Genomic DNA, 19,284 nt, shown 5'->3' on the forward strand with positions numbered 1-19,284 from the left:
CTCCTAAGAAAAAACTGTGCTGCGAAGACATATTTTGCTACCACATAAAGTGTAAATGGAAACTCCCACGTTTTCCCTATTACCATCAGAGTCAAAATAAATATCTCCAGTCACTCCGTGATACGGTTTCCTTTTTTTATCATGTAAGTATGCTGCTATTTTTTCTGAATTAAGAGTCTGCAAAGACCTAATAGCGTCGGCAACTAACATTGTAGCATCATAAGTATATGGGGAATACAAAAATGGTTCATGGCCGGTAAAGCTCTTGAAACGTTTTATAAAGCCTGCGGCACCAGGCAATTTTGACAAGTCATAGCCATTGGTAGAGCAATAAAATGGTGCTGCTACTTTTTTTACCTGCTCAATAAAAGAGTCCATACAAGACATATCCCCAGTAATAAAAGGAATTGATAGTCCCAGCTGGCGCATTTGCCTCAACAACGGAGTGCTTTGTGCATTAGTTCCACCGAAAAAAACAGCATCGGGATGAAGCAACTTAATCTTAGCCAACAAAGCTCCAAAATCAGTGGTGTAAGAGTCAACATAGTACCTGCTCAGTACGGCACCCTTAGGTGAGCTTTCTTTAGCAATTTTTACAAAAACATCAGCTAAACCCTGGCCGTAGGCAGTTTGATCATCAATTACCACTATGCGCTTAAGGTGCAAATCCTTAACTGCAAATGATGACACTGCCTTACCCTGCTGGTAATCAGCAGCCATAATACGAAATGCCGTCTTAAATCCCTGCCTAGTGTATCTAATATTGGAAGACACTGTAATCTGAGTAATATTGTGGCGAGCATATATTGATGAAGCAGGTAATGTTGCGCCAGAGTTTAGGTGTCCAATGATGGAAACGGCACCAGAATCCACTATGCGCTGAGCAGCTTCGGTTGCTTGGCGAGGATCATCCATATCATTTAGTGATACTAACTCAAACTTCAACTTGCGCCCGTTCAAAGTTCTATTTTGTTGATTCAACTCATGTACAGCCAGGGCCACTCCGTCTTCACAATCTTTACCCAAGTGAGCCACACCTCCAGTAAGGGGGGAAACTTGACCAATTTTTACAATAATTGGTTTCTTGAGAGATTCAGTACTATCCTTATCCCAGAAACAACCGGAAAAAAGTAAAGACAAATTAAGCAATGAAACTAGTACAAAAAGTCGCTTCATGGAATACAATCCTGATAACATGACCATTAATTCAAAAGTGGAGTCCATCATATGACCCACCACACGGAACCACCAGAAAAAATATCAATTGACCCCAATAAAAAAGAAATAGAGTTGTCATACACTAATAACACCTATCACTTGTCATTTGAGTTCCTGCGTACACATGCCCCATCAGCGGAAATAAGAAACCCAATAACCGGCAAATTCAACTTTATACCTAACAAAAAAAACGTTCAGGTAACCAGCGTAGAGCTGGTGGGAAATTATGCTATACGGATAATATTTAGTGACGGATACCATAACGGCATATTTTCCTGGGAGTACATACAGTGGCTCATAACAAACCGTGACGATCTGTGGAAGGATTACCAAGAAAAATTAGGCTCCGTCCCTAACAAGAACCCCCAATAACTTAAGTGGTGGTAAGTTAGACCCTACAACTATGGACAGTATAGCAACTAATACTCCTATAAGAGTAGAGGGCATTTCCAAATCAGCAAAAAAGAACTTCGCAATTATCCAGGATAATAATCCCAGAGCAACAGAGAAAAACGAGCCCTGGCTATTAGCTTTCTTCCAGAAGAAAGCAGCAAGCAGTGGTACAGCTGCAGCAACAGATGTAACACTATAGGAATCAACTATGATACTGTAGATTGACTTTTTATCCATAAGAGTAACAAAGAGCTGAAGCGTGGCTAACAAAAAAATGCAGGACCTAGAAATAAACAGGACTTGGCTATCAGTAAGATCTGGCCTTAGCCTACAAAAAACATTTTTAGAGATAGTAGTAGCAGGAGCAAGAAGAGCGGTACCTCCTCCACTTAACAATCCGGCGAACAAAGCTCCAAAAAACGCTGCTTGGAACACTATAGAAGTTTGTGACAATATAAATTCCGGCAATATCAATTGGCTATCAAGTTTCATGTAGTGGGATATTATTCCGGGCGCCAAAAGTGTTGCTGAGAAAGCAATCAACATGGGAACATTAGACATTAGCACATAAATTATCCCCATAATCCCAAAAGATCTGGAGGCTATCTTTTCGTTACTACATGCAGCGATACGTTGAAACAGGTCTTGCTGAGGAATGAGTCCTATAAAAAGGCCTATAAAATCAGACAACTGAAGAAGCAATTTAGACGGTGAGTGATCTGGGAAAAAAACGTATTTACCCTGATCCAAGGCATGGCCAATAAGAACGCCTAATCCTCCTACCTGGTGGGAAAAGTTGAATAACAAGAACAACAACCCAGAGATTATAACGACAAATTGCAAACAATCAGCCAGTGCCAGCGACCACATACCACCACGAATGGCATAAAGACAAATCATGGCAGCAGAAAGTGTATTAGCTAAAGGAATCCCCATATTTCTACCGGACAAAACATCTAAAACTAAACCCATAGATGTTATTACCCCTGCAATCCAACCCAAGTAAGATATGACAATGACAAAAGAACTCATAGCTTCCACGGTGGTATTGTACCTCTCACGGTACAAATCCCCTATCGTGTATACTTTGGAACGAAAAATAAGCCGTGCAACACTCATTGCTAAAAAAACACAACAAGCTGTAGATGCATATGGATCGGCGATAACACCCGATGTGCCAGTAGAAATAAAAACCGCAGGGGCAGCTAGCATTGATGAGGCACCAAACCATGAAGCAAAAGTTGTAGCAACTGCGGTTGGTAAATTGTACTTGCCGCTAGCATGCATGTAATCAGCTAGATTTTTCACGCGTCTAGAAGCCCAAATACTTACGGACATAACTATGGAAATATATACAAAAATCAACAATAGAATCACAGCAACCTCCACAACTGATAAAGCTCACTTCGCCACTTGATAAAACCCACAGTGGTGGCTATCCTTGGCAATTGGTAGACCTTAGGATACAACGTAAAATGGGTGAGAAGCACTACTTCGGCTTCAGGGAAGTTACAAAAGAAGAAAAGACAGAAGAGGTAAGAAGAGTTTTTCAAAGCGTCTCGCCAAAGTATGACCTTATGAACGACGTAATGTCATTAGGCATACACCGCTTATGGAAAAGAATAGCAGTTTGTATGGGCAACGTCCATCCACCAAAAGCAAAAATACTTGACGTAGCATCAGGAAGTGGTGACCTAGCTTTACTCTGGTCTCAGAGATCGTCTAATGTAATTGCTACAGACATAAACAGAAGTATGTTGGATACTGCGAAGGCTCGCCTTACTGACAATGGTAAGCTTATACCGTTGGTACAGTGTGATGGAGAACAGTTGCCATTCAAAGATCGTTATTTTGACGTAGTAAGTTGCGGCTTTGGTGTTAGAAATATGTCGAACAAGGACCTTTTTTTCAGGGAATCTCGTAGGGTGCTAGTACGCGGCGGCAGAATTATTATTCTAGAATTTTCTACACCTAAGTCTCTCATTAAGCCTATATACGATTTTTACTCCTGGAAAATCATTCCTTTTCTAGGGGAAAAAATAGCTCACGATCGACATAGCTATCAATATCTTGTTGAATCCATACGTATGCATCCATCACAAGAAGAGCTAACGAACATGATTCATAACGCTGGATTCAGTAACGTTTGCTACCATAACCTTATGGGTGGTATTGTGGCAATACATGTAGGCATAAAATAGATATTGTCTTTAAAATTAGCCATGATACTTATTTCCATAGTCGAGCGCCTGGTTGTAGAAACAATTAATGCAAGTCTTCGTAAAGACAAGGCTCTGCGCTCTTATCTGCATAGACACGACAACAAGATCATAAAATTATCATGGAAAGCACAGTCATGGCAGTACAAAATAGTACATGGTCAGTTAATTGCTTATCCTCAAGAAAAAAAATACAACCTAAAAATTATCATACCGGATAAAATATTTTTTGAGCTTTCCACAGATGCAGAAAACTTTAGTCGCAAAATTGTTATTGAGGGAGAAACATTCCTTGCTCAAGATATTCACTTTGTTGCAAAAAACATCTCAATTCCGCTAGAGGAACAACTGTACGACAAAATTGGTCCGACAGCATCGAGTATCGTGATGAAGGTAATATCAGTAATAGCTGATGAGGGTTCTTATTTTGCCAGAAATCTTGTTGATACGATTGTTGGCTATGGAACACGTCATGGAGTACCAGAAAATGTTTGGCAAGAAACATTGGATAGGGCGCGTCTGTTATCAGACAAGATAGATGACATAGATGCCAGGCTAGACAAGCTATTAGATAAAATAAGACGGTCATCCTCATGATGGCTCTATTCAGGATAGTTCGTGTAATTTGGGTATTTTACAAATTTGGAGTTTTTGAAATTCTTGCAGGAACGCGGTCCAAGAAAGCAATGCAGTACAAGTCTGCATCTAAAAGAAGGTGGTTATCTTTCTTTTCTTATACTAAATCTCATGCAGAGCCATATGGAGAAAGGTTACGTAAGGCCCTAATCATTCTAGGACCAATATTTATCAAGTTTGGCCAGCTTATATCAACACGAAGGGACATGCTCAATGACGAAATCATTAGGGAATTATCTTTACTTCAGGATAAGGTGCCTCCCTTTTCAGAGGAAGAAGTAAAAAAAACACTGGCATGTGAATTTGAAGAAACTGTAGGTAGCATTTTTTCCAATTTTTCTTTTACTGCAGTTGCAAGTGCTTCCATTGCACAAGTGCACAAAGCAAGTCTTATGGACGGCACAGAGGTCGCAGTAAAAATTATTCGTCCTGGGATAAGGAAAAGGGTTGATAACGACATTAGGTTATTACGCTCTCTTGCGACCCTTGTTAATATTTTTTACAAGGATAGTAAGCGCCTGAGGATGCATGAACTAGTAGATGAGTTTGCCAGAGCAATTAACAATGAGACGGACCTAATGAATGAAGCTGCAAATGCAGTACAATTTCACCGCTTGTTTTACAACTCACGTAAATTGTTTGTGCCAAAAATATATTGGTCTTATTGCACGTCTTCCATAATTGTAATGGATTGGGTAGATGGAATTCCAATAGGAAACAAAACTTCTTTAGTAAAACAGGGCATAGATATTAGAAAACTAGCCATTACGGGGGTAGAAATTTTCTTCACGCAGGTTTTTCGGGACGGTTTTTTTCATGCTGATATGCATCCGGGAAATATTTTTGTTCTCCACGATGGAAAGTATGCGTCAGTTGATTTTGGAATAGTTGGCACTCTTTCTGATATTGACAAAAATTATTTAGCTGAGAATTTTATTGCTTTTTTGAACCGTGATTACAAGCGTGTAGCGATGGCTCACATAGAAGCTGGATGGGCTCCTCCGAATACTCGGGTAGATCTTTTTGAAACAGCCATACGTACTGTTTGTGAGCCGATATTTGATCGACCGATTAAGGATATTTCGTTTGGAAAACTTTTAGCGCGACTGTTTCATACTTCTAGGGAATTCAATGTAACAATTCAGCCGCAACTTCTACTTTTGCAAAAAACATTATTTAATATAGAAGGATTAGGACGAGAGTTGGATCCTAATTTAGACTTGTGGAAGACCGGAAAGCCGTACTTAGAAAAATGGATGTCAGAGCAAGTAGGGCTAAGGGCTTTGTGTAAAAATATAAGGAAAGAGGGAATAAAGTGGGCTAAGCTCGTACCACAGCTACCCAGGTTACTGCATGGGTACTTATTATTGGATGCAGAAAAACAGTCTCCTGTTAAAATTAGGTCCAAAGTAGTGCCGATGATTGTTTTAAATTTATCACTTTCGGCTAACATAATTCTAATTATGTACCTAATACTAAGGTAAACACGTAGGAAAAAGTACCACTGTATGTAAACAATATAGATGATATAATCTTCGGTTGCTTTGAGTCATTATTGTTATTGTATCGGTACGTGACGAGGTAGGGGGTATAGTATGGACTTAGGTCTTTCTCTTGTAGATTCCACATATATATCTAGCGATATACGCGGATACATAAAAAGGGTTATGAACTACCCTCTGCTGTCGGAGGAAGAAGAGCGTGAGTGTGCATACAGCCTCCGTCTAAACAACGATTTGCAATCTGCGCAGAGATTGATACTTTCTCATTTACGTCTTGTTGTGTCCATATCTAAGGAGTATTCTGGATACTCCTTGCCTCAGGCTGATTTAATTCAGGAGGGTTCGATCGGTTTGATGCATGCTGTTAAGCGATTTGATCCTGATAGAGGGGTTCGCTTAGTGACCTTCGCCACTTACTGGATAAAAGCCTTTATCAACAACTATGTGATAAAAAATTGGCGCTTGGTTAAGGTTGCTACTACTAAAGCTCAGCGTAAGCTTTTTTTCAACTTGAAAAAATTTAAGAAGTCTTTGTCTCCTGTGACCCAGGATGAAGCTGAGGAGATAGCTAGAGTTTTGGGGGTAAAAAAGTCGGAGGTAATCGAGGCTGATTCTCGCATGAGCTGTCCGGACCTATCCTTAGACCAGGAGTTATCCAATGATGGTGGCGGACAATCTGTGTGTTGGGCTGACGTTATAAGGGACGAGCGTGAGGGACCCTGTGAGCGTCTTGAGTCATCTAGATCTGTTGTTGGCAGAACCTCCAAGATAGAGGAGGCTTTGCGTAGCTTGGATGATGACAGAGCCAGATACATAATTACTGCCAGATGGCTTAAGGAAGGAAAGCCTGCCACTTTGCAATCCATAGCCAATGAGCTTGGATTGTCAGCTGAGAGGGTCAGGCAAATCGAGTCTAGATCGTTAAGCAAAATGCGCAGCTACCTGGAAAGCGCAGCGTAGCCGCTTCGCACTTTTTAGAGTCCTGCCAAAATTTTTCTTATATCCCCTATGATTTTATCTGGTGCTATTTGTCCATTTTTTACAAGCAACCTGAGCCCGAGCTTTTTGTCGTACACGTAGCTCACTGCGGTATGGTCTATGGTTCGCGGCATTACCATCATATTGTGGTTGTTGTGGCTCATCATCCTGTGATTAGTATTAGTTAGCTCTTTTTTCCTCATAGGCATACTGTCAAAATAAATATGAAACTCCTTTGCGACCTTGTGTATCTCTGGCAGTGAGCCATACAAAGCATCGAAATTACTTTCTCCAAAGGAGGTAATATATTTCTTCAAGACACTGGGGCTATCGCGCTCTGGGTCTACCGTAACAAACAGAAGCTGCAACTGAGATGAATCTTTACCCAAGGCATGAAACACTGCCTTCCACTCTGACATAGCAACTGGGCATTCTGACTGACAACCGGTAAAACCAAAATATACAATAAGAACTTTTCCCAGATAATCGGATAAATGAACCATATTTCCTGTACGCACAGAGCGCAAAGAAAGTTCTTTTGCAAAATTAGCCCCAGTCACATCAACTGAATTAAATTCCGCTTTACGTGACACATTAGAAGCGTGAACATCTCTGTCACCGCCGAAAGAACAAGCACTCAGTAACAGCGGCATTACAATAGTAAATAAAATAATCTTCCGATTACCCATATTAATTCTCACATTCTAGTCCAATAGAATAGCCAATAATGATCTAATAACATAAATAAAAAAAGCAAAAATAGATACAAGATAGAGTAAAAAAAGACTGACCGTGCCTTATGATCAGAATAGTCCTTCCATAGAGATAAAGTAATCTTTATAAAGTAGGAGCCTAAGATAACTGCACCGAAGAAGTAAAACTCTCCTGACAGGGCAACTAAGCATGGTAAAAACGAAGCAGCCGTTAACAAAACTACGTAAAGCACTATGCTTCTTAGTGTTCCTTCTACACCGTGAGTAACTGGCAGCATCGGAAAACCTACAGTTGCATATTCTTCTCTACGGTACAAAGATAATGACCAGAAATGGGGCGGTGTCCACAAAAAAATAATCAGGAATAGAATCCATGGATGAACAGTCAAACTACCGGACATAGCGGCCCAACCCAATACGGGGGGCATGGAACCTGAAGCTCCTCCTATAACTATATTCTGCGGAGTAATTGGCTTCAAAATTATGGTGTATAAAAAAGCGTATCCTATGAATGTTAATAAGGTTAGGATGAGGGTCAAATCGTTCACAAAAAAGTGAAGAACTGCCGCCCCCAATAGACCAACTATTATTGAGAATACCATTGCTTCGATGGGATTCAAGAGAGACTTAGGTAGTGGTCTATTACGAGTACGCTTCATAAGCGCATCAATCTTATACTCAACCAAGCAATTTATAACTGCTGCTGCAGCGGCAACCAGCCATATTCCCAAGACTGCCTCTACTACCTTGAGCCAATGTATTGAGGAACCTGCTGGGATAGATAAAAACATACCTATGGCAGCGCAAAACACTATCAAAAATAAGACGTTTGGCTTCGTCAATTTCCAAAATGAAGTAAGCCTAGTCCAAACGCCAGCACCCACAGGTAGTTCGGTAGATACCATAAAGTTAATTACTCACATCACGGCTAGAGTAAAAAATTAGATAATTGGCTATCAACAATGAAGCCAACAACATTGCTGCACAAACCGTATGGGAAACGGCAACAAACTTAGGTAAATGAAAAATTATGTTACTTATACCAAAAATGATTTGCAAAAAAACCAGTATAGTCATAGCAACAGAAACCAGAATATATCTTTTCATATACAGTTTAACAGACAAAAACAGTACTCCTGCGGTAACGAACATAGCCCACAAACGATGTAACCACAAGACTGTCACTTGTGCTACTGGTGGAATTATCATAAGAGCGGGATATGGTTCCAAAGAAAAAGCCAAGGCAAAATTCATATTTGGGACCAGCTTACCATTGCATCTAAGCAAACTCTCACAAGATAACCCGGCATAGTTTGTACTAACCCAACCACCCAAGAGTATCTGCAAGGCAAGCATTAATAGTACGGTAATAGAAAGCAATCGTACGGGTAAGGATACAGTCGATCCCTTGTGTATATTAGAGACCCGACAAAACATCCATATGGCAAGACAAAAAGTAAGTATTCCGCCCATAAGATGGGTGGTGACTATGATTGGCCATAACTTTAATGTAACTGTCCACATACCAAACAATCCCTGAGAAATAACTAGCAATAGTAAGCAAGTTACCCAGGAACGTTCTCTGGACAAACGTTTATCTATGGAGGAGTAGAAAAAAGTCAGAAAAAACATAGTAACAATTAACAGACCTAACAAAGATACAACATAGCGATGGATCATTTCCCTTGAGGCCAAGCCATAAAAAAACGCAGTCCCATATCTTTTTTCAGCACTTAGAACTTCATTAACTGTTTTAGGAACCCAAAAATGTCCATAGCAACCAGGCCAATCGGGGCAACCCAAACCTGCATTTGACAGCCTAACGTACGATCCCAAAAAAATTCCGGCTACAGATAGCACTATGATTGCCGACAAAAGGCGCTTATACAGCAAAAACACATTTGCTCCAAAATTAATAAAATTTCATTATTTTATCCAAATCTTCCATGAGAAGACGAGGATCCGGATGCGAGGGCCAAGACATTACGACGAAACCGGATGGATCCACAAGATATATTCCTCTGGATACATGGAAGTTATCGAACTCAGAGCTCCTCAAGTTAATATTTTGAACACCTTTGTATAAATCACTGTCATGTGGCCACACAATAGGCTTAACAGAAAAAACCACTCTATCCAAATTTAGGGACTTTTGTCCCATGCCCAAGCGCATCTGACGAAGCAGGAACAGCTGATGGCTACACAAGCTATCGCAGTTCTTATCGACCAACATACACAAGCGCCAAGAACCGTCCTTAGAAAAATTAATTTGCTGTAATGGGGGATGCAGTAAATTTCCGTAATTAGAAAGATTACTAGTAGTATGCGAGTAAAAAGACCACACTGCTACCAAAAAAGCGGGAAAAAAAGATAGCAGCAACAAAAGCATCTTGATCTTTTGTTTAAGAGGACCTTTTGTGGATGTAGATAAAAAATCTATACGCATATACGATATAAAAAAACAAAGAGCAGGCCATAAACGTCAACCACTGATAAACGTACCCCAAATGTCTCTCAGGATATATACCCTGTAGTCGTTGATCATTTGCACGAAGACAGTGGTTATCAGGAGTTGATGGTGTAACAATATGCCATGCATCTACAGATTTGGATAAGTGTTTTGACAAAAAAGAGTCATCTAACCTAGATATTACTCTTCCTCCCTGAGAGATACTAGTACGAAAAAACCATCGTTTCGGAGGAAATTTGCGAGCTACACCATAGACACGGTGACTAGCGGGCAGTTTGTTAGAGATGGCGGCTAAGCATTTTTGTGTAGGCTTAGAAAATGCATCATCCTTAGGCAGCCACCCCATATTTATTAGAATAGCATGACCAGTACCGCTGACAATGAAAGGTACCATAAAAGTGTATCCATGTTGTGTTCCAAGAGAAGGATCGTCTACAAAAAACCACTTCTCAGGCAAGTAATATCCACTAACCATTACCGAAGTAAACTCCATATCTCTGGCAGACAGGCTATTATAATTTGGCAAAGTTAGCGTTGGGGTTTTGTAGTGACTACTAATCCTATGCAAGATCATTTTTTTGTACTGATATCTGTAATTTTGCCAAATAGCAGCACTAGCGAACAGTGACACTGCCACCACCATCAGCGTAGTAATAAAAAAAAAGTCTCGCCAAGACTTATTTTGAGTAGACATAAGCGCCCAAAAGTTCACTGAAATTGCTGAAAAAACAGAACTTGTGTAGAATATTTGTGCATAATCATAGGGAAACAAACATGAGATTGATAATAATTGCCATAATGGTATCCATTGTAGGATCACTTGGATCAGCAATATTCCAGTTATTTAGGAGAGAAAAATCCAAGAAGTTCATATACATACTAGCTACAAGGATGATTCTCTCTATTTCCCTTTTTACGGCACTAATTGTAATGTATAAAATGGGCATAATCAGAGAGAGTATAAAGTAACAGTAACGTCACAGCCAGTATACGGACACGAAAAGCATAAGCCATACCACATCTACAAAGTGCCAATACCAAGCTATCGCCTCGAAAGAAAAGTGATTCTTAACTGTCAGATGCCCCTTCATCATCCTGAACCAAACAACTATCAGCATTATGCAGCCGATGCTAACATGAAACCCGTGAAAGCCGGTCAAAAAATAAAACAGGGAGCCATACACCCCTGATGACAGAAGAAGACCGGAGTGATCAACGGCGTGATAGTACTCAATTGCCTGTGCGGTAACAAACACCAGGCCTAGTATAATTGTTAGGGCTAACCAAAAAAGTGCAAACCTTCTATTTTCGTCATATATAGCATTATGAGACAAAGTTAAGGTAACGCCAGACGCCAAAAGTACGGCGGTATTTATGGCAGGAATACCAAAAGCTGACACTGGGGAAAAAGAAGGGATATAATTTGTGGCCCCAACCAATGGCCAATGAGAAGTAAATTCAGTTCCATACCATTTCCAAAGGTACTCCTCTGCCTCTGCAGTACCTAAGTCCCCTAGCCCTACAAGTCTCACATAAAAAAGGGCCATGAAAAGCGCCAGAAAAAACATAACTTCCGAGAATATGAACCACCATACACCCCAACGAAATGAAGCGGCAACCCTGGAACTATTAAGTCCTTGCAAGCCCTCTCTTATCACATCAGCAAACCACAACCACGTCATTGTGATTATCATAAATAATCCGACTAAAGCAAAAGGCAAGCCCCATGGCATGTTGTTTAGCAAGAAAGTGGCCCCGAGTGCCATAAACAACAGGGCAAATGTACCCAAGATAGTATTAACAGACTTATCAGGAACGTAATAATATGGCTGCTGGGACGGTTTCACAGATGACGACATCACATACTCCTCAATTCGTTCTTTTTGATACCACTAACGCCAAAAAAAGTGTAAGACAAAGTAATGACTTTAGCTGATTCGGGAAGCTTAGGGTCAATAACGAAAACAACAGGCACCGTTAGTTTCTCGTGTCCATGCAATGTTTGCTGGGTAAAGCAAAAACATTGTAGCTTCAAAAAATACCTTTGGGCATAGTCAGGTCCATAGCTAGGTATAGCTTGTCCTGTAACATCATGATCGGTCACATTCTCAATTTCATAAAACACATTTCTTATTTCCCCAGGGTGAACGTATATGTAGCGCTGCATGGGCCTAAATCTCCACGGCAACTTATTAGTATTTGAGTCAAATTCGATACGAATAGTGCGGTTCTTATCGATAGCAAGATTTCGCACAACATCAGCCCTATCTACGTCATTTAACCTGGCAACACGGCAAATGGTACGGTAAATAGGAACTAGAGCGTAAGAAAAACCTGACATAGCAACAACAACTACCAAAAGACGCCTGAGAAGTAAAAGATTGCGCCTCCTAAGACGTCCAACCTGGTGAGAGTCAGGCATTAAAATTCCTCGTAATACTCCTCAGGAATAGCGGGTGGTTCAATAAAAGAATGGTATTCTGCCGGACAATCCAACAATAGCCACTCCAAACTTTTAGCACCATCCCAGGGACAAGCAGGAGACTTACGGCCACATTTAGCAGAATATGCCATATTTATAAAAAAAATAATCTGGCCAAAACCAAAAAAGAACGACCCCACAGACGATACCACATTAAAGTCCGTAAACATGGGATTATAGTCTGGGTAATGTCTCGGCATCCCTGCCAACCCCAGGAAATGCATTGGGAAAAAAGTCACGTTAAATGAAATCACGGACAACCAGAAGTGCACTTTAGCCCAAAATTCGTTGTACATACGCCCAAACCACTTAGGAAACCAAAAGTAGCTACCACCAAATATGGCGAACAAAGCCCCAGAGACCAAAACGTAATGAAAATGTGCAATGACATAGTAGGTATTGTGCACTTGCACATCCACAGGGGTATTAGCTAGCACTATTCCAGAAAAACCACCTATAACAAACAAGCCGATAAAGCCTATAGCAAACAACATTGGCGCTTCAAAGGTCAAACTTCCACCCCACATAGTCATAATCCAGTTAAAAACTTTTACCCCTGTAGGAACGGCGATGATCATGGTGGCATACATAAAAAACAACTGCCCAGCAGCTGGCATACCCACAGTAAACATGTGGTGTGCCCATACTAAAAAAGACTGAATGGCAATTGCCATAGTGGCAACTACCATTGACTTATATCCAAACAGGGGTTTTCTGGAAAAAGCTGGAATGATCTGTGAAACAATACCAAAAGCTGGAAGAGCGATAATGTATACCTCTGGATGACCAAAAAACCAGAAGATATGCTGATATAAGACTGGATCACCACCACCTGCTGCATTGAAGAAAGAAGTGCCAAAATGGCGATCAAACAACAGCATAGTTACGGCTCCCGCCAAAACTGGAATAACCGCAACCAAAAGATATGCTGTAACCAGCATAGTCCAAGCAAACATAGGCATTTGCATCATAGACATGCCGGGAGCGCGCATATTCAAAATAGTAACAATTATGTTAATTGACCCCAAAATGGATGATATGCCGAGTATATGAACAGCGAAGATAACCATATCCATGCCTGGACCCATTTGCACAGACAGTGGTGGATACATAGTCCAACCTGTAGCGGGAGCACCGCCGTGTACAAAAAATGACAAGACAAGCAATATAGCAGCAGGTATTAACAGCCAAAAAGACCAGTTATTTAATCTAGCAAAGGCCATATCAGATGCTCCCAGCATCATTGGCAAATTAAAGTTTGCAAAGCCGGTAAAAGCTGGCATGACAGCAGCAAAAATCATCACTAAACCATGCATTGTAACCAATTGGTTATACAGATCTGGACGAAGCAAGCGCAGGCCAGGGCTCAGTAATTCATAGCGCACTAACATGACAAAAGCACCACCAACAAAGAACATAATTAGGGCGAATATAAGGTACATGAGACCAATATCTTTGTGATTAGTCGTCGTCAACCAACGAAAAATCCCCCCTTTAGGAGCATGATGACCTGCACTATCAGTATATGAAACAACAACAGACGACATACAACCTCCAATCAAGCACCTTTCAAACGTACAGCGTGCACATCTGAAGGCTGAACTAAATCACCTGTGTGATTACCCCAGGAATTACGCTCGTAAGTAACCACAGACGCAATCTCAGAATCAGTTAATATGCTGCCAAAGGCTGGCATAGCCCCAGCACCAAACAAAACACGATGAATATGAGTAGAAACTGGACCAGATACGATTGGGCTGCCATCTAGAGGAGGAAAGACTCCAGCAACGCCCTTGCCATCCTCGTGATGACAAGCTGCGCAAGTTTGGTACATATCTTTACCCTTAGCCATCAGCTCATCCTTTGTATACTTCTTATTTGGATCTTCCTTGGGATTCATTGCTTCCATAGTTTTCTTTACCCAAGAATCATAATCAGATTGGCCAACTGCTTGAACCACTATAGGCATAAAAGCGTGGTTACGACCGCACAAAACAGCGCACCCGCCCCTATATACACCTTCTTGATCAATTTCAAACCAAGCGTCACGCAAAAGACCTGGGATAGCATCCTGTTTAACACCTAAAGCAGGAACATACCAAGCATGTACTACATCAGCTGACGTAGTTAGAACTCTTATCTTCCTGTGAACGGGAACAACAAGCGGATGATTAACTTCTAGAAGATAATTTGGGTTAAGCGGAGCATTATTTAAAACCTGATCATAAGGTGTAGACAAAGTAGAAATATAAGATATACCAGCACCTTGTCCAGATATGTAATCATATCCCCACTGCCACTGATAGCCAGTAATCTTCACCGTTATATCTGGATTAGAGGTGTCTCGCATATCGATAACTGTCTTAGTAGCGGCGTACGCTATATAAACAACTATCATAAATGGAATAACAGTCCATATAAACTCTAATGTAGAGCTGTGCTTAAAACGGGACGGCTCATGCCCACGTCCACGCCTATAAGCAAAAATAACCCAAAACAGCATCCCGAAAACTACTATGAAAATCACTAAGATTATCAACATCGACAAAACGTGCAGATGATACTGCTGATGAGAAATAGAAGTGACCGGAGTCTGAAGGTCCATATGCCAAGCACAAAAACCAGGTTTGGCAAAAATGGCTAATAAAAACCACACTAAAATGCGAGCCCAACGATTAAGCATACAAGCCCCTGCAGCGATATCGTACTTCATCGGAGCATTATACGATACCGAATAGCATTGTAAAACATCTCAACAAGATGTACGAATATGGCACATGTTACAAGCAATCTTTGATTTTTTGATGTAGTCCAGCAAAGAATCCATTACTCATTAGTATGATATCATCACCGCGCCTACACTTGGATAGAAGATTGTCCAACAGAGAGTCTATATTATCAAACACTGAAAAACGATCTTTACCTAATGCGGACAAGCTACTTCCAACATCCCACGATAAAAAGCCATTGGTGTAGCAGATAACATAATCTGCATCCATAACACTTTCAAATAGTCTATCAGACCACGCTCCCCTTCTAAAAGAGTTAGAAGATGGCTCGAAAACGACCCAAAGACGACCAGCGCACGACTCCTTGGCAGCCAAAATGGACGCCTTCATAGCCGTAGGATGGTGTGCAAAATCATCAAAAAACCTCACCCCATCCTTCTCTGCTATGTATTCTAATCGACGCTTCACACCAGGAAAAGAGGACAGTGCTTTAGCAGCTTTAGCAGGATCAACACCTATCTGTATCGACATTAAAAAAGCAGCCATAGCATTGTGACAATTATATTCACCAACGATAGAAGAAACTTGGTAATTATCACAACCAGATGGAGATTTGAAAATCAAGCTATCACCATCACGGACCCAAGACCAGGTAGTATAATTGTCGCAGCTTTTTTCAATGCTGCGACAAAAAGACACCCTATCACTCCAGCACCCCATGTTCAAGAGATCAGTAATATTGGAACAAGTTGCAGGGTAAATAACTGCACCATTACTTGGAATCGTACGCATCAAAAAGTGGTACTGCCGCATCATATCAGCAAGGTCACGAAAAATATCTGTGTGATCGTACTCCAAATTGTTTATCAACAAGATATCTGGGCGGTAGTGAATAAATTTAGAGCGTTTATCAAAAAAAGAGGTGTCGTACTCATCGGCTTCTACAACAAAAAAGGGAGAGTCACCATGATCAGCAGAATGAGGTATGCCTTTAGGAATACCTCCGATTAAAAATCCTGGATTAAGACCAGCTTCCGATAAAATCCACGTCAGCATGGTAGTGGTAGTTGTCTTACCGTGGGTACCGGCAATAGCCATAACATGACGTCCTGACAGGACGTTATCACTAAGCCATCTGGGGGCAGAAGTATACGGTAGCTTTTTGTTTAAAATTTCTTCAACAATAGGCATCCCTCGAGTCATAACATTACCTACGATGTAGAGATCAGCCCCAACACTGTCTAGCTGATCAGCATCAAAGTTATGAATCAAAGGAACATCAAGTTCATTAAGAATATCTACTACCGGAGGAAAAAAGTTTCGATCACAACCAGTAACAGTGTGCCCACATTGAACCGCCAAGCGTGCCACACCGGACATCAGCACACCTGCAATGCCTAAAATATGTACATGCACACCAACACCCTTACTGCCGCCACATTACAGCCTAAACCCAAAAACTAAGCACTAATTGCTTCCGTCAAGAACATAATTAACCACTTTCACTTCCGTCAAGGAAAGAACGCAGCCTTTCCGAGCGCGAAGGATGTCTTAACTTACGGAGTGCTTTCGCCTCAATCTGCCGTATACGCTCACGCGTTACATCAAACTGACGGCCCACTTCCTCCAAGGTATGATCAGTGGTAACTCCTATCCCAAAACGCATGCGAACAACCTTTTCTTCTCTCTCGGTAAGAGTACCCAAAATTAACTCCGTAACCTCCCTTAAGCCAGCATAAGCAGCGGCATCAGAAGGAGCCTGAGCAACGGAGTCTTCAATAAAATCACCAATGTGTGAATCTTCATCATCTCCTATAGGAGTCTCTAGAGAAATTGGTTCCTTGGAAATTTTAAGTATCTTGTGAACCTTGTCTTCAGACATCTCCATACGTTCAGCCAACAATGCAGCGTCAGGTTCTTGACCTGTTTCCTGCAAAATCTGACGTGCAATACGATTTAACTTATTAATAGTTTCAATCATATGAACCGGGATACGGATAGTCCTAGCTTGATCAGCAATGGAGCGCGTAATAGCTTGGCGAATCCACCACGTTGCATACGTAGAAAATTTGTATCCTCTACGATACTCAAACTTATCAACTGCCTTCATCAAACCTATATTGCCCTCCTGGATTAAGTCCAGGAACTGTAGGCCTCTATTCGTGTACTTCTTAGCAATAGAAATAACCAACCGCAAATTAGCCTCTGTCATTTCTTTTTTTGCACGTCTTGCTTTAGCCTCACCCATAGACATGCGTTTATTTATATCCCGAAGTTCCTGTATGGAAATACGCGATTCCTTCTCTAAAGCTATCAACCCCTTCTGGAGTTCCAAAATAACAGCCCTATTTTTCTCTATCATATGACCGTAATCTAGATTAGCAGCTTCCCTATCTACCCAAGATAGATTGACCTCATTGTCAGGGAAAGAGCTAATAAAGTGTTGTCTAGGCATGCCGCACTGATCAACACACACCATCATCATGCGTCGCTCAACTGAGCGAATATCAGACACAAGAGAACGAACTCCATCACACAACCGCTCAATAAACTTTGCGGAGAAACGCACCGAACTTAGGTATTGGGCCATCTTTTGTTGAGCATGTCCACGATCTACCAAACTGTCCTTATCATTAACTAATATATCAATCCACCGCTCAAAATCCTCCCGCATTCCCTTAAAGCGAGCAAGAGTCTTAGTCTTCATTTCTAACAGGGATTGAGCAAGATCCTCTCCAGCAGAGGATTCGCTAGAATCTGCAGAAATCAACATTTCATCTTCAGATAAATCTACCTCACTAAATTCATCCGATAGCTCAACTAAGCCATCCACAATCTCATCTATACGTACCTCTTCGAGTGCAACACGGTCTATGACAGATAAAACTTGCTCAATTGTAGCAGGACACGCAGAAATAGCCTGAATCATGGCACTAAGACCATCCTCTATGCGCTTGGCAATTTCAATTTCACCCTCACGGGTTAAAAGCTCTACAGCCCCCATCTCACGCATATACATACGAACAGGATCAGTAGTACGCCCAAACTCCACATCAACAGACTTAAGAGCTTCTTCAGCAACCTCCTCAGCCTCTTCTTCCACGACAGACGGACAAGTCATGAATAATGATTCTACATCTGGCACCTCGTCATATACCGCTATTCCCATATCATGGAACGTAGTAATAACTGACTCTATCCGCTCTGCATCTACCAAACTATCAGGAAGATGATCGTTTATTTCAGCATACGTTAAAAAACCTCTCTCTTTACCAAGAGCTATCAACTGTTTCAACCGGTAGCGACTCAACTCCAAATCTTCACCTGCTGAGCGCGACATAGCTCGCTCTATCTCCATAGCACCAGCACGCACAGACTTGAATAACTTCCTGGACTTTTTACCGGCTACATCCGAAGCCTCAGCTTCTGAATAGCCATCTACTGAAGAAACATCGGTATCAGTGTAGGACAACAAGAAATCTGAATCAGGATCGCCAATACCAGATAATTTACCTACAGCATCTCCAAGATACAGATCATCACCTACTAACAAACTAGGGTCATCACTCTCGAAAGAATCACCTATATCAGACAGGCCAGCAACACTATCGTCAAAATCACTGTCGTCAACTAAACACTCCACCTCGTCGGACACTTTGTCATCAGATAATTCCATATCATCTGATAATTGCGTATCATCTGGTAATTGTGTACTAACAGACTTTACATTAGAGACTTTTTTGGATTTACTCTTGCCACTTTTAGCAGCAGTAGATTTACTGGACTCTATAGCGGACCTTGATGATGAACGATCACCCTTAGGAGTTAGAGAAGAATCATCGCTAAATCCGGACAACGGTTCATCAGAATTTTTTCCTGAAAAAGATTTTGGCATAAGACCACCTAGGTACAGATACGATAAAGGAAAACAGACACTTCGCTCT

The 19,284-nt window shown here is 41.1% G+C and carries 19 protein-coding genes; 6 read left to right on the forward strand and 13 right to left on the reverse strand.

From position 1 onward, the window contains the following. Positions 1-3: 3 nt before the first annotated feature. A complete protein-coding gene (locus A6733_RS00560; RefSeq protein WP_092401390.1) occupies positions 4-1,227 on the reverse strand; it encodes a branched-chain amino acid ABC transporter substrate-binding protein in 1,224 nt (407 codons plus the stop codon). Here A6733_RS00560 and A6733_RS00565 point away from each other — a divergent pair, their 5' ends adjacent. Beyond that, the gene (locus A6733_RS00565; RefSeq protein ID WP_092401387.1) at positions 1,228-1,590 is read left to right on the forward strand and encodes a gamma-butyrobetaine hydroxylase family protein; all 363 of its coding nucleotides are present in this window, start codon (positions 1,228-1,230) and stop codon (positions 1,588-1,590) included. It begins immediately after the preceding gene. Here the strand turns inward: A6733_RS00565 and A6733_RS00570 are convergent. Further along, positions 1,558-2,988, reverse strand: a complete 1,431-nt coding sequence (locus A6733_RS00570; RefSeq protein ID WP_092414838.1) for a sodium:solute symporter family transporter — start codon at positions 2,986-2,988, stop codon at positions 1,558-1,560. The genes A6733_RS00565 and A6733_RS00570 overlap by 33 nt on opposite strands. Positions 2,989-3,086: 98 nt before the next feature. Here A6733_RS00570 and A6733_RS00575 point away from each other — a divergent pair, with 98 nt between their 5' ends. From A6733_RS00575 to rpoH, 4 genes are all read left to right on the forward strand, one after another. Continuing rightward, positions 3,087-3,812, forward strand: coding sequence for a class I SAM-dependent methyltransferase (locus tag A6733_RS00575; protein WP_092460234.1), 726 nt, complete (start codon positions 3,087-3,089; stop codon positions 3,810-3,812). Between the two features lie 3 nt (positions 3,813-3,815). After that, the gene (locus A6733_RS00580) at positions 3,816-4,427 is read left to right on the forward strand and encodes an SCP2 sterol-binding domain-containing protein (RefSeq protein ID WP_092401378.1); all 612 of its coding nucleotides are present in this window, start codon (positions 3,816-3,818) and stop codon (positions 4,425-4,427) included. Next, positions 4,427-5,950, forward strand: coding sequence for a ubiquinone biosynthesis regulatory protein kinase UbiB (ubiB, locus tag A6733_RS00585; RefSeq protein WP_242641581.1), 1,524 nt, complete (start codon positions 4,427-4,429; stop codon positions 5,948-5,950). The genes A6733_RS00580 and ubiB overlap by 1 nt, the downstream gene beginning before the upstream one ends. 111 nt (positions 5,951-6,061) lie before the next feature. Continuing rightward, entirely contained in the window at positions 6,062-6,928 is an 867-nt protein-coding gene (gene rpoH, locus A6733_RS00590; RefSeq protein ID WP_092401371.1) for an RNA polymerase sigma factor RpoH, read from the forward strand. Between the two features lie 14 nt (positions 6,929-6,942). Here rpoH and A6733_RS00595 read toward each other — a convergent pair whose 3' ends face one another. The 5 genes from A6733_RS00595 to A6733_RS00615 are packed head-to-tail and all read right to left on the reverse strand — an operon-like array spanning position 6,943 to position 10,823. Then, positions 6,943-7,635 (reverse strand): SCO family protein, encoded by a 693-nt coding sequence (locus A6733_RS00595; RefSeq protein WP_092401368.1) that lies wholly within the window; start codon positions 7,633-7,635, stop codon positions 6,943-6,945. A gap of 8 nt (positions 7,636-7,643) precedes the next feature. After that, the gene (gene cyoE, locus A6733_RS00600) at positions 7,644-8,564 is read right to left on the reverse strand and encodes a heme o synthase (RefSeq protein ID WP_092401365.1); all 921 of its coding nucleotides are present in this window, start codon (positions 8,562-8,564) and stop codon (positions 7,644-7,646) included. Positions 8,565-8,568: 4 nt separating this feature from the next. Further along, positions 8,569-9,558: a COX15/CtaA family protein gene (locus A6733_RS00605; RefSeq protein ID WP_176695518.1), complete on the reverse strand. Its 990-nt coding sequence runs from the start codon at positions 9,556-9,558 to the stop codon at positions 8,569-8,571. A gap of 13 nt (positions 9,559-9,571) precedes the next feature. Continuing rightward, positions 9,572-10,042, reverse strand: coding sequence for a redox-active disulfide-containing membrane protein (locus tag A6733_RS00610; protein WP_141663291.1), 471 nt, complete (start codon positions 10,040-10,042; stop codon positions 9,572-9,574). A gap of 19 nt (positions 10,043-10,061) precedes the next feature. Then, positions 10,062-10,823, reverse strand: coding sequence for an SURF1 family protein (locus A6733_RS00615; RefSeq protein ID WP_092401355.1), 762 nt, complete (start codon positions 10,821-10,823; stop codon positions 10,062-10,064). Positions 10,824-10,903: 80 nt separating this feature from the next. Between A6733_RS00615 and A6733_RS00620 the strand changes: the two genes are divergently transcribed. Then, positions 10,904-11,098 carry a DUF2909 family protein gene (locus A6733_RS00620; protein ID WP_092401352.1) on the forward strand — a complete coding sequence of 65 codons (195 nt, stop codon included), beginning with the start codon at positions 10,904-10,906 and terminating at the stop codon, positions 11,096-11,098. An 8-nt stretch (positions 11,099-11,106) separates the two neighbouring features. On the opposite strand, the gene A6733_RS00625 is transcribed toward A6733_RS00620, so the two are convergent. The 6 genes from A6733_RS00625 to rpoD all read right to left on the reverse strand — a co-directional run bounded on the left by A6733_RS00625 (position 11,107) and on the right by rpoD (position 19,235). Continuing rightward, positions 11,107-11,988 carry a cytochrome c oxidase subunit 3 gene (locus A6733_RS00625; RefSeq protein WP_092401350.1) on the reverse strand — a complete coding sequence of 294 codons (882 nt, stop codon included), beginning with the start codon at positions 11,986-11,988 and terminating at the stop codon, positions 11,107-11,109. Next, positions 11,988-12,551: a cytochrome c oxidase assembly protein gene (locus A6733_RS00630; protein WP_092401347.1), complete on the reverse strand. Its 564-nt coding sequence runs from the start codon at positions 12,549-12,551 to the stop codon at positions 11,988-11,990. Before A6733_RS00630 ends, A6733_RS00625 begins: the two co-directional genes overlap by 1 nt. Next, positions 12,551-14,158, reverse strand: a complete 1,608-nt coding sequence (gene ctaD / locus A6733_RS00635; RefSeq protein WP_092401344.1) for a cytochrome c oxidase subunit I — start codon at positions 14,156-14,158, stop codon at positions 12,551-12,553. The genes A6733_RS00630 and ctaD overlap by 1 nt, the downstream gene beginning before the upstream one ends. A gap of 11 nt (positions 14,159-14,169) precedes the next feature. Continuing rightward, a complete protein-coding gene (coxB, locus tag A6733_RS00640; RefSeq protein ID WP_175330471.1) occupies positions 14,170-15,294 on the reverse strand; it encodes a cytochrome c oxidase subunit II in 1,125 nt (374 codons plus the stop codon). A 97-nt stretch (positions 15,295-15,391) separates the two neighbouring features. Next, a complete protein-coding gene (mpl, locus tag A6733_RS00645) occupies positions 15,392-16,756 on the reverse strand; it encodes a UDP-N-acetylmuramate:L-alanyl-gamma-D-glutamyl-meso-diaminopimelate ligase (protein ID WP_092460236.1) in 1,365 nt (454 codons plus the stop codon). Between the two features lie 76 nt (positions 16,757-16,832). Next, positions 16,833-19,235 carry an RNA polymerase sigma factor RpoD gene (gene rpoD / locus A6733_RS00650; protein ID WP_242641451.1) on the reverse strand — a complete coding sequence of 801 codons (2,403 nt, stop codon included), beginning with the start codon at positions 19,233-19,235 and terminating at the stop codon, positions 16,833-16,835. Positions 19,236-19,284 lie beyond the last annotated feature (49 nt).

Source organism: Candidatus Ichthyocystis sparus, assembly GCF_900078745.1.
Classification (GTDB): Bacteria; Pseudomonadota; Gammaproteobacteria; order Burkholderiales; family 2013Ark19i; genus Ichthyocystis; species Ichthyocystis sparus.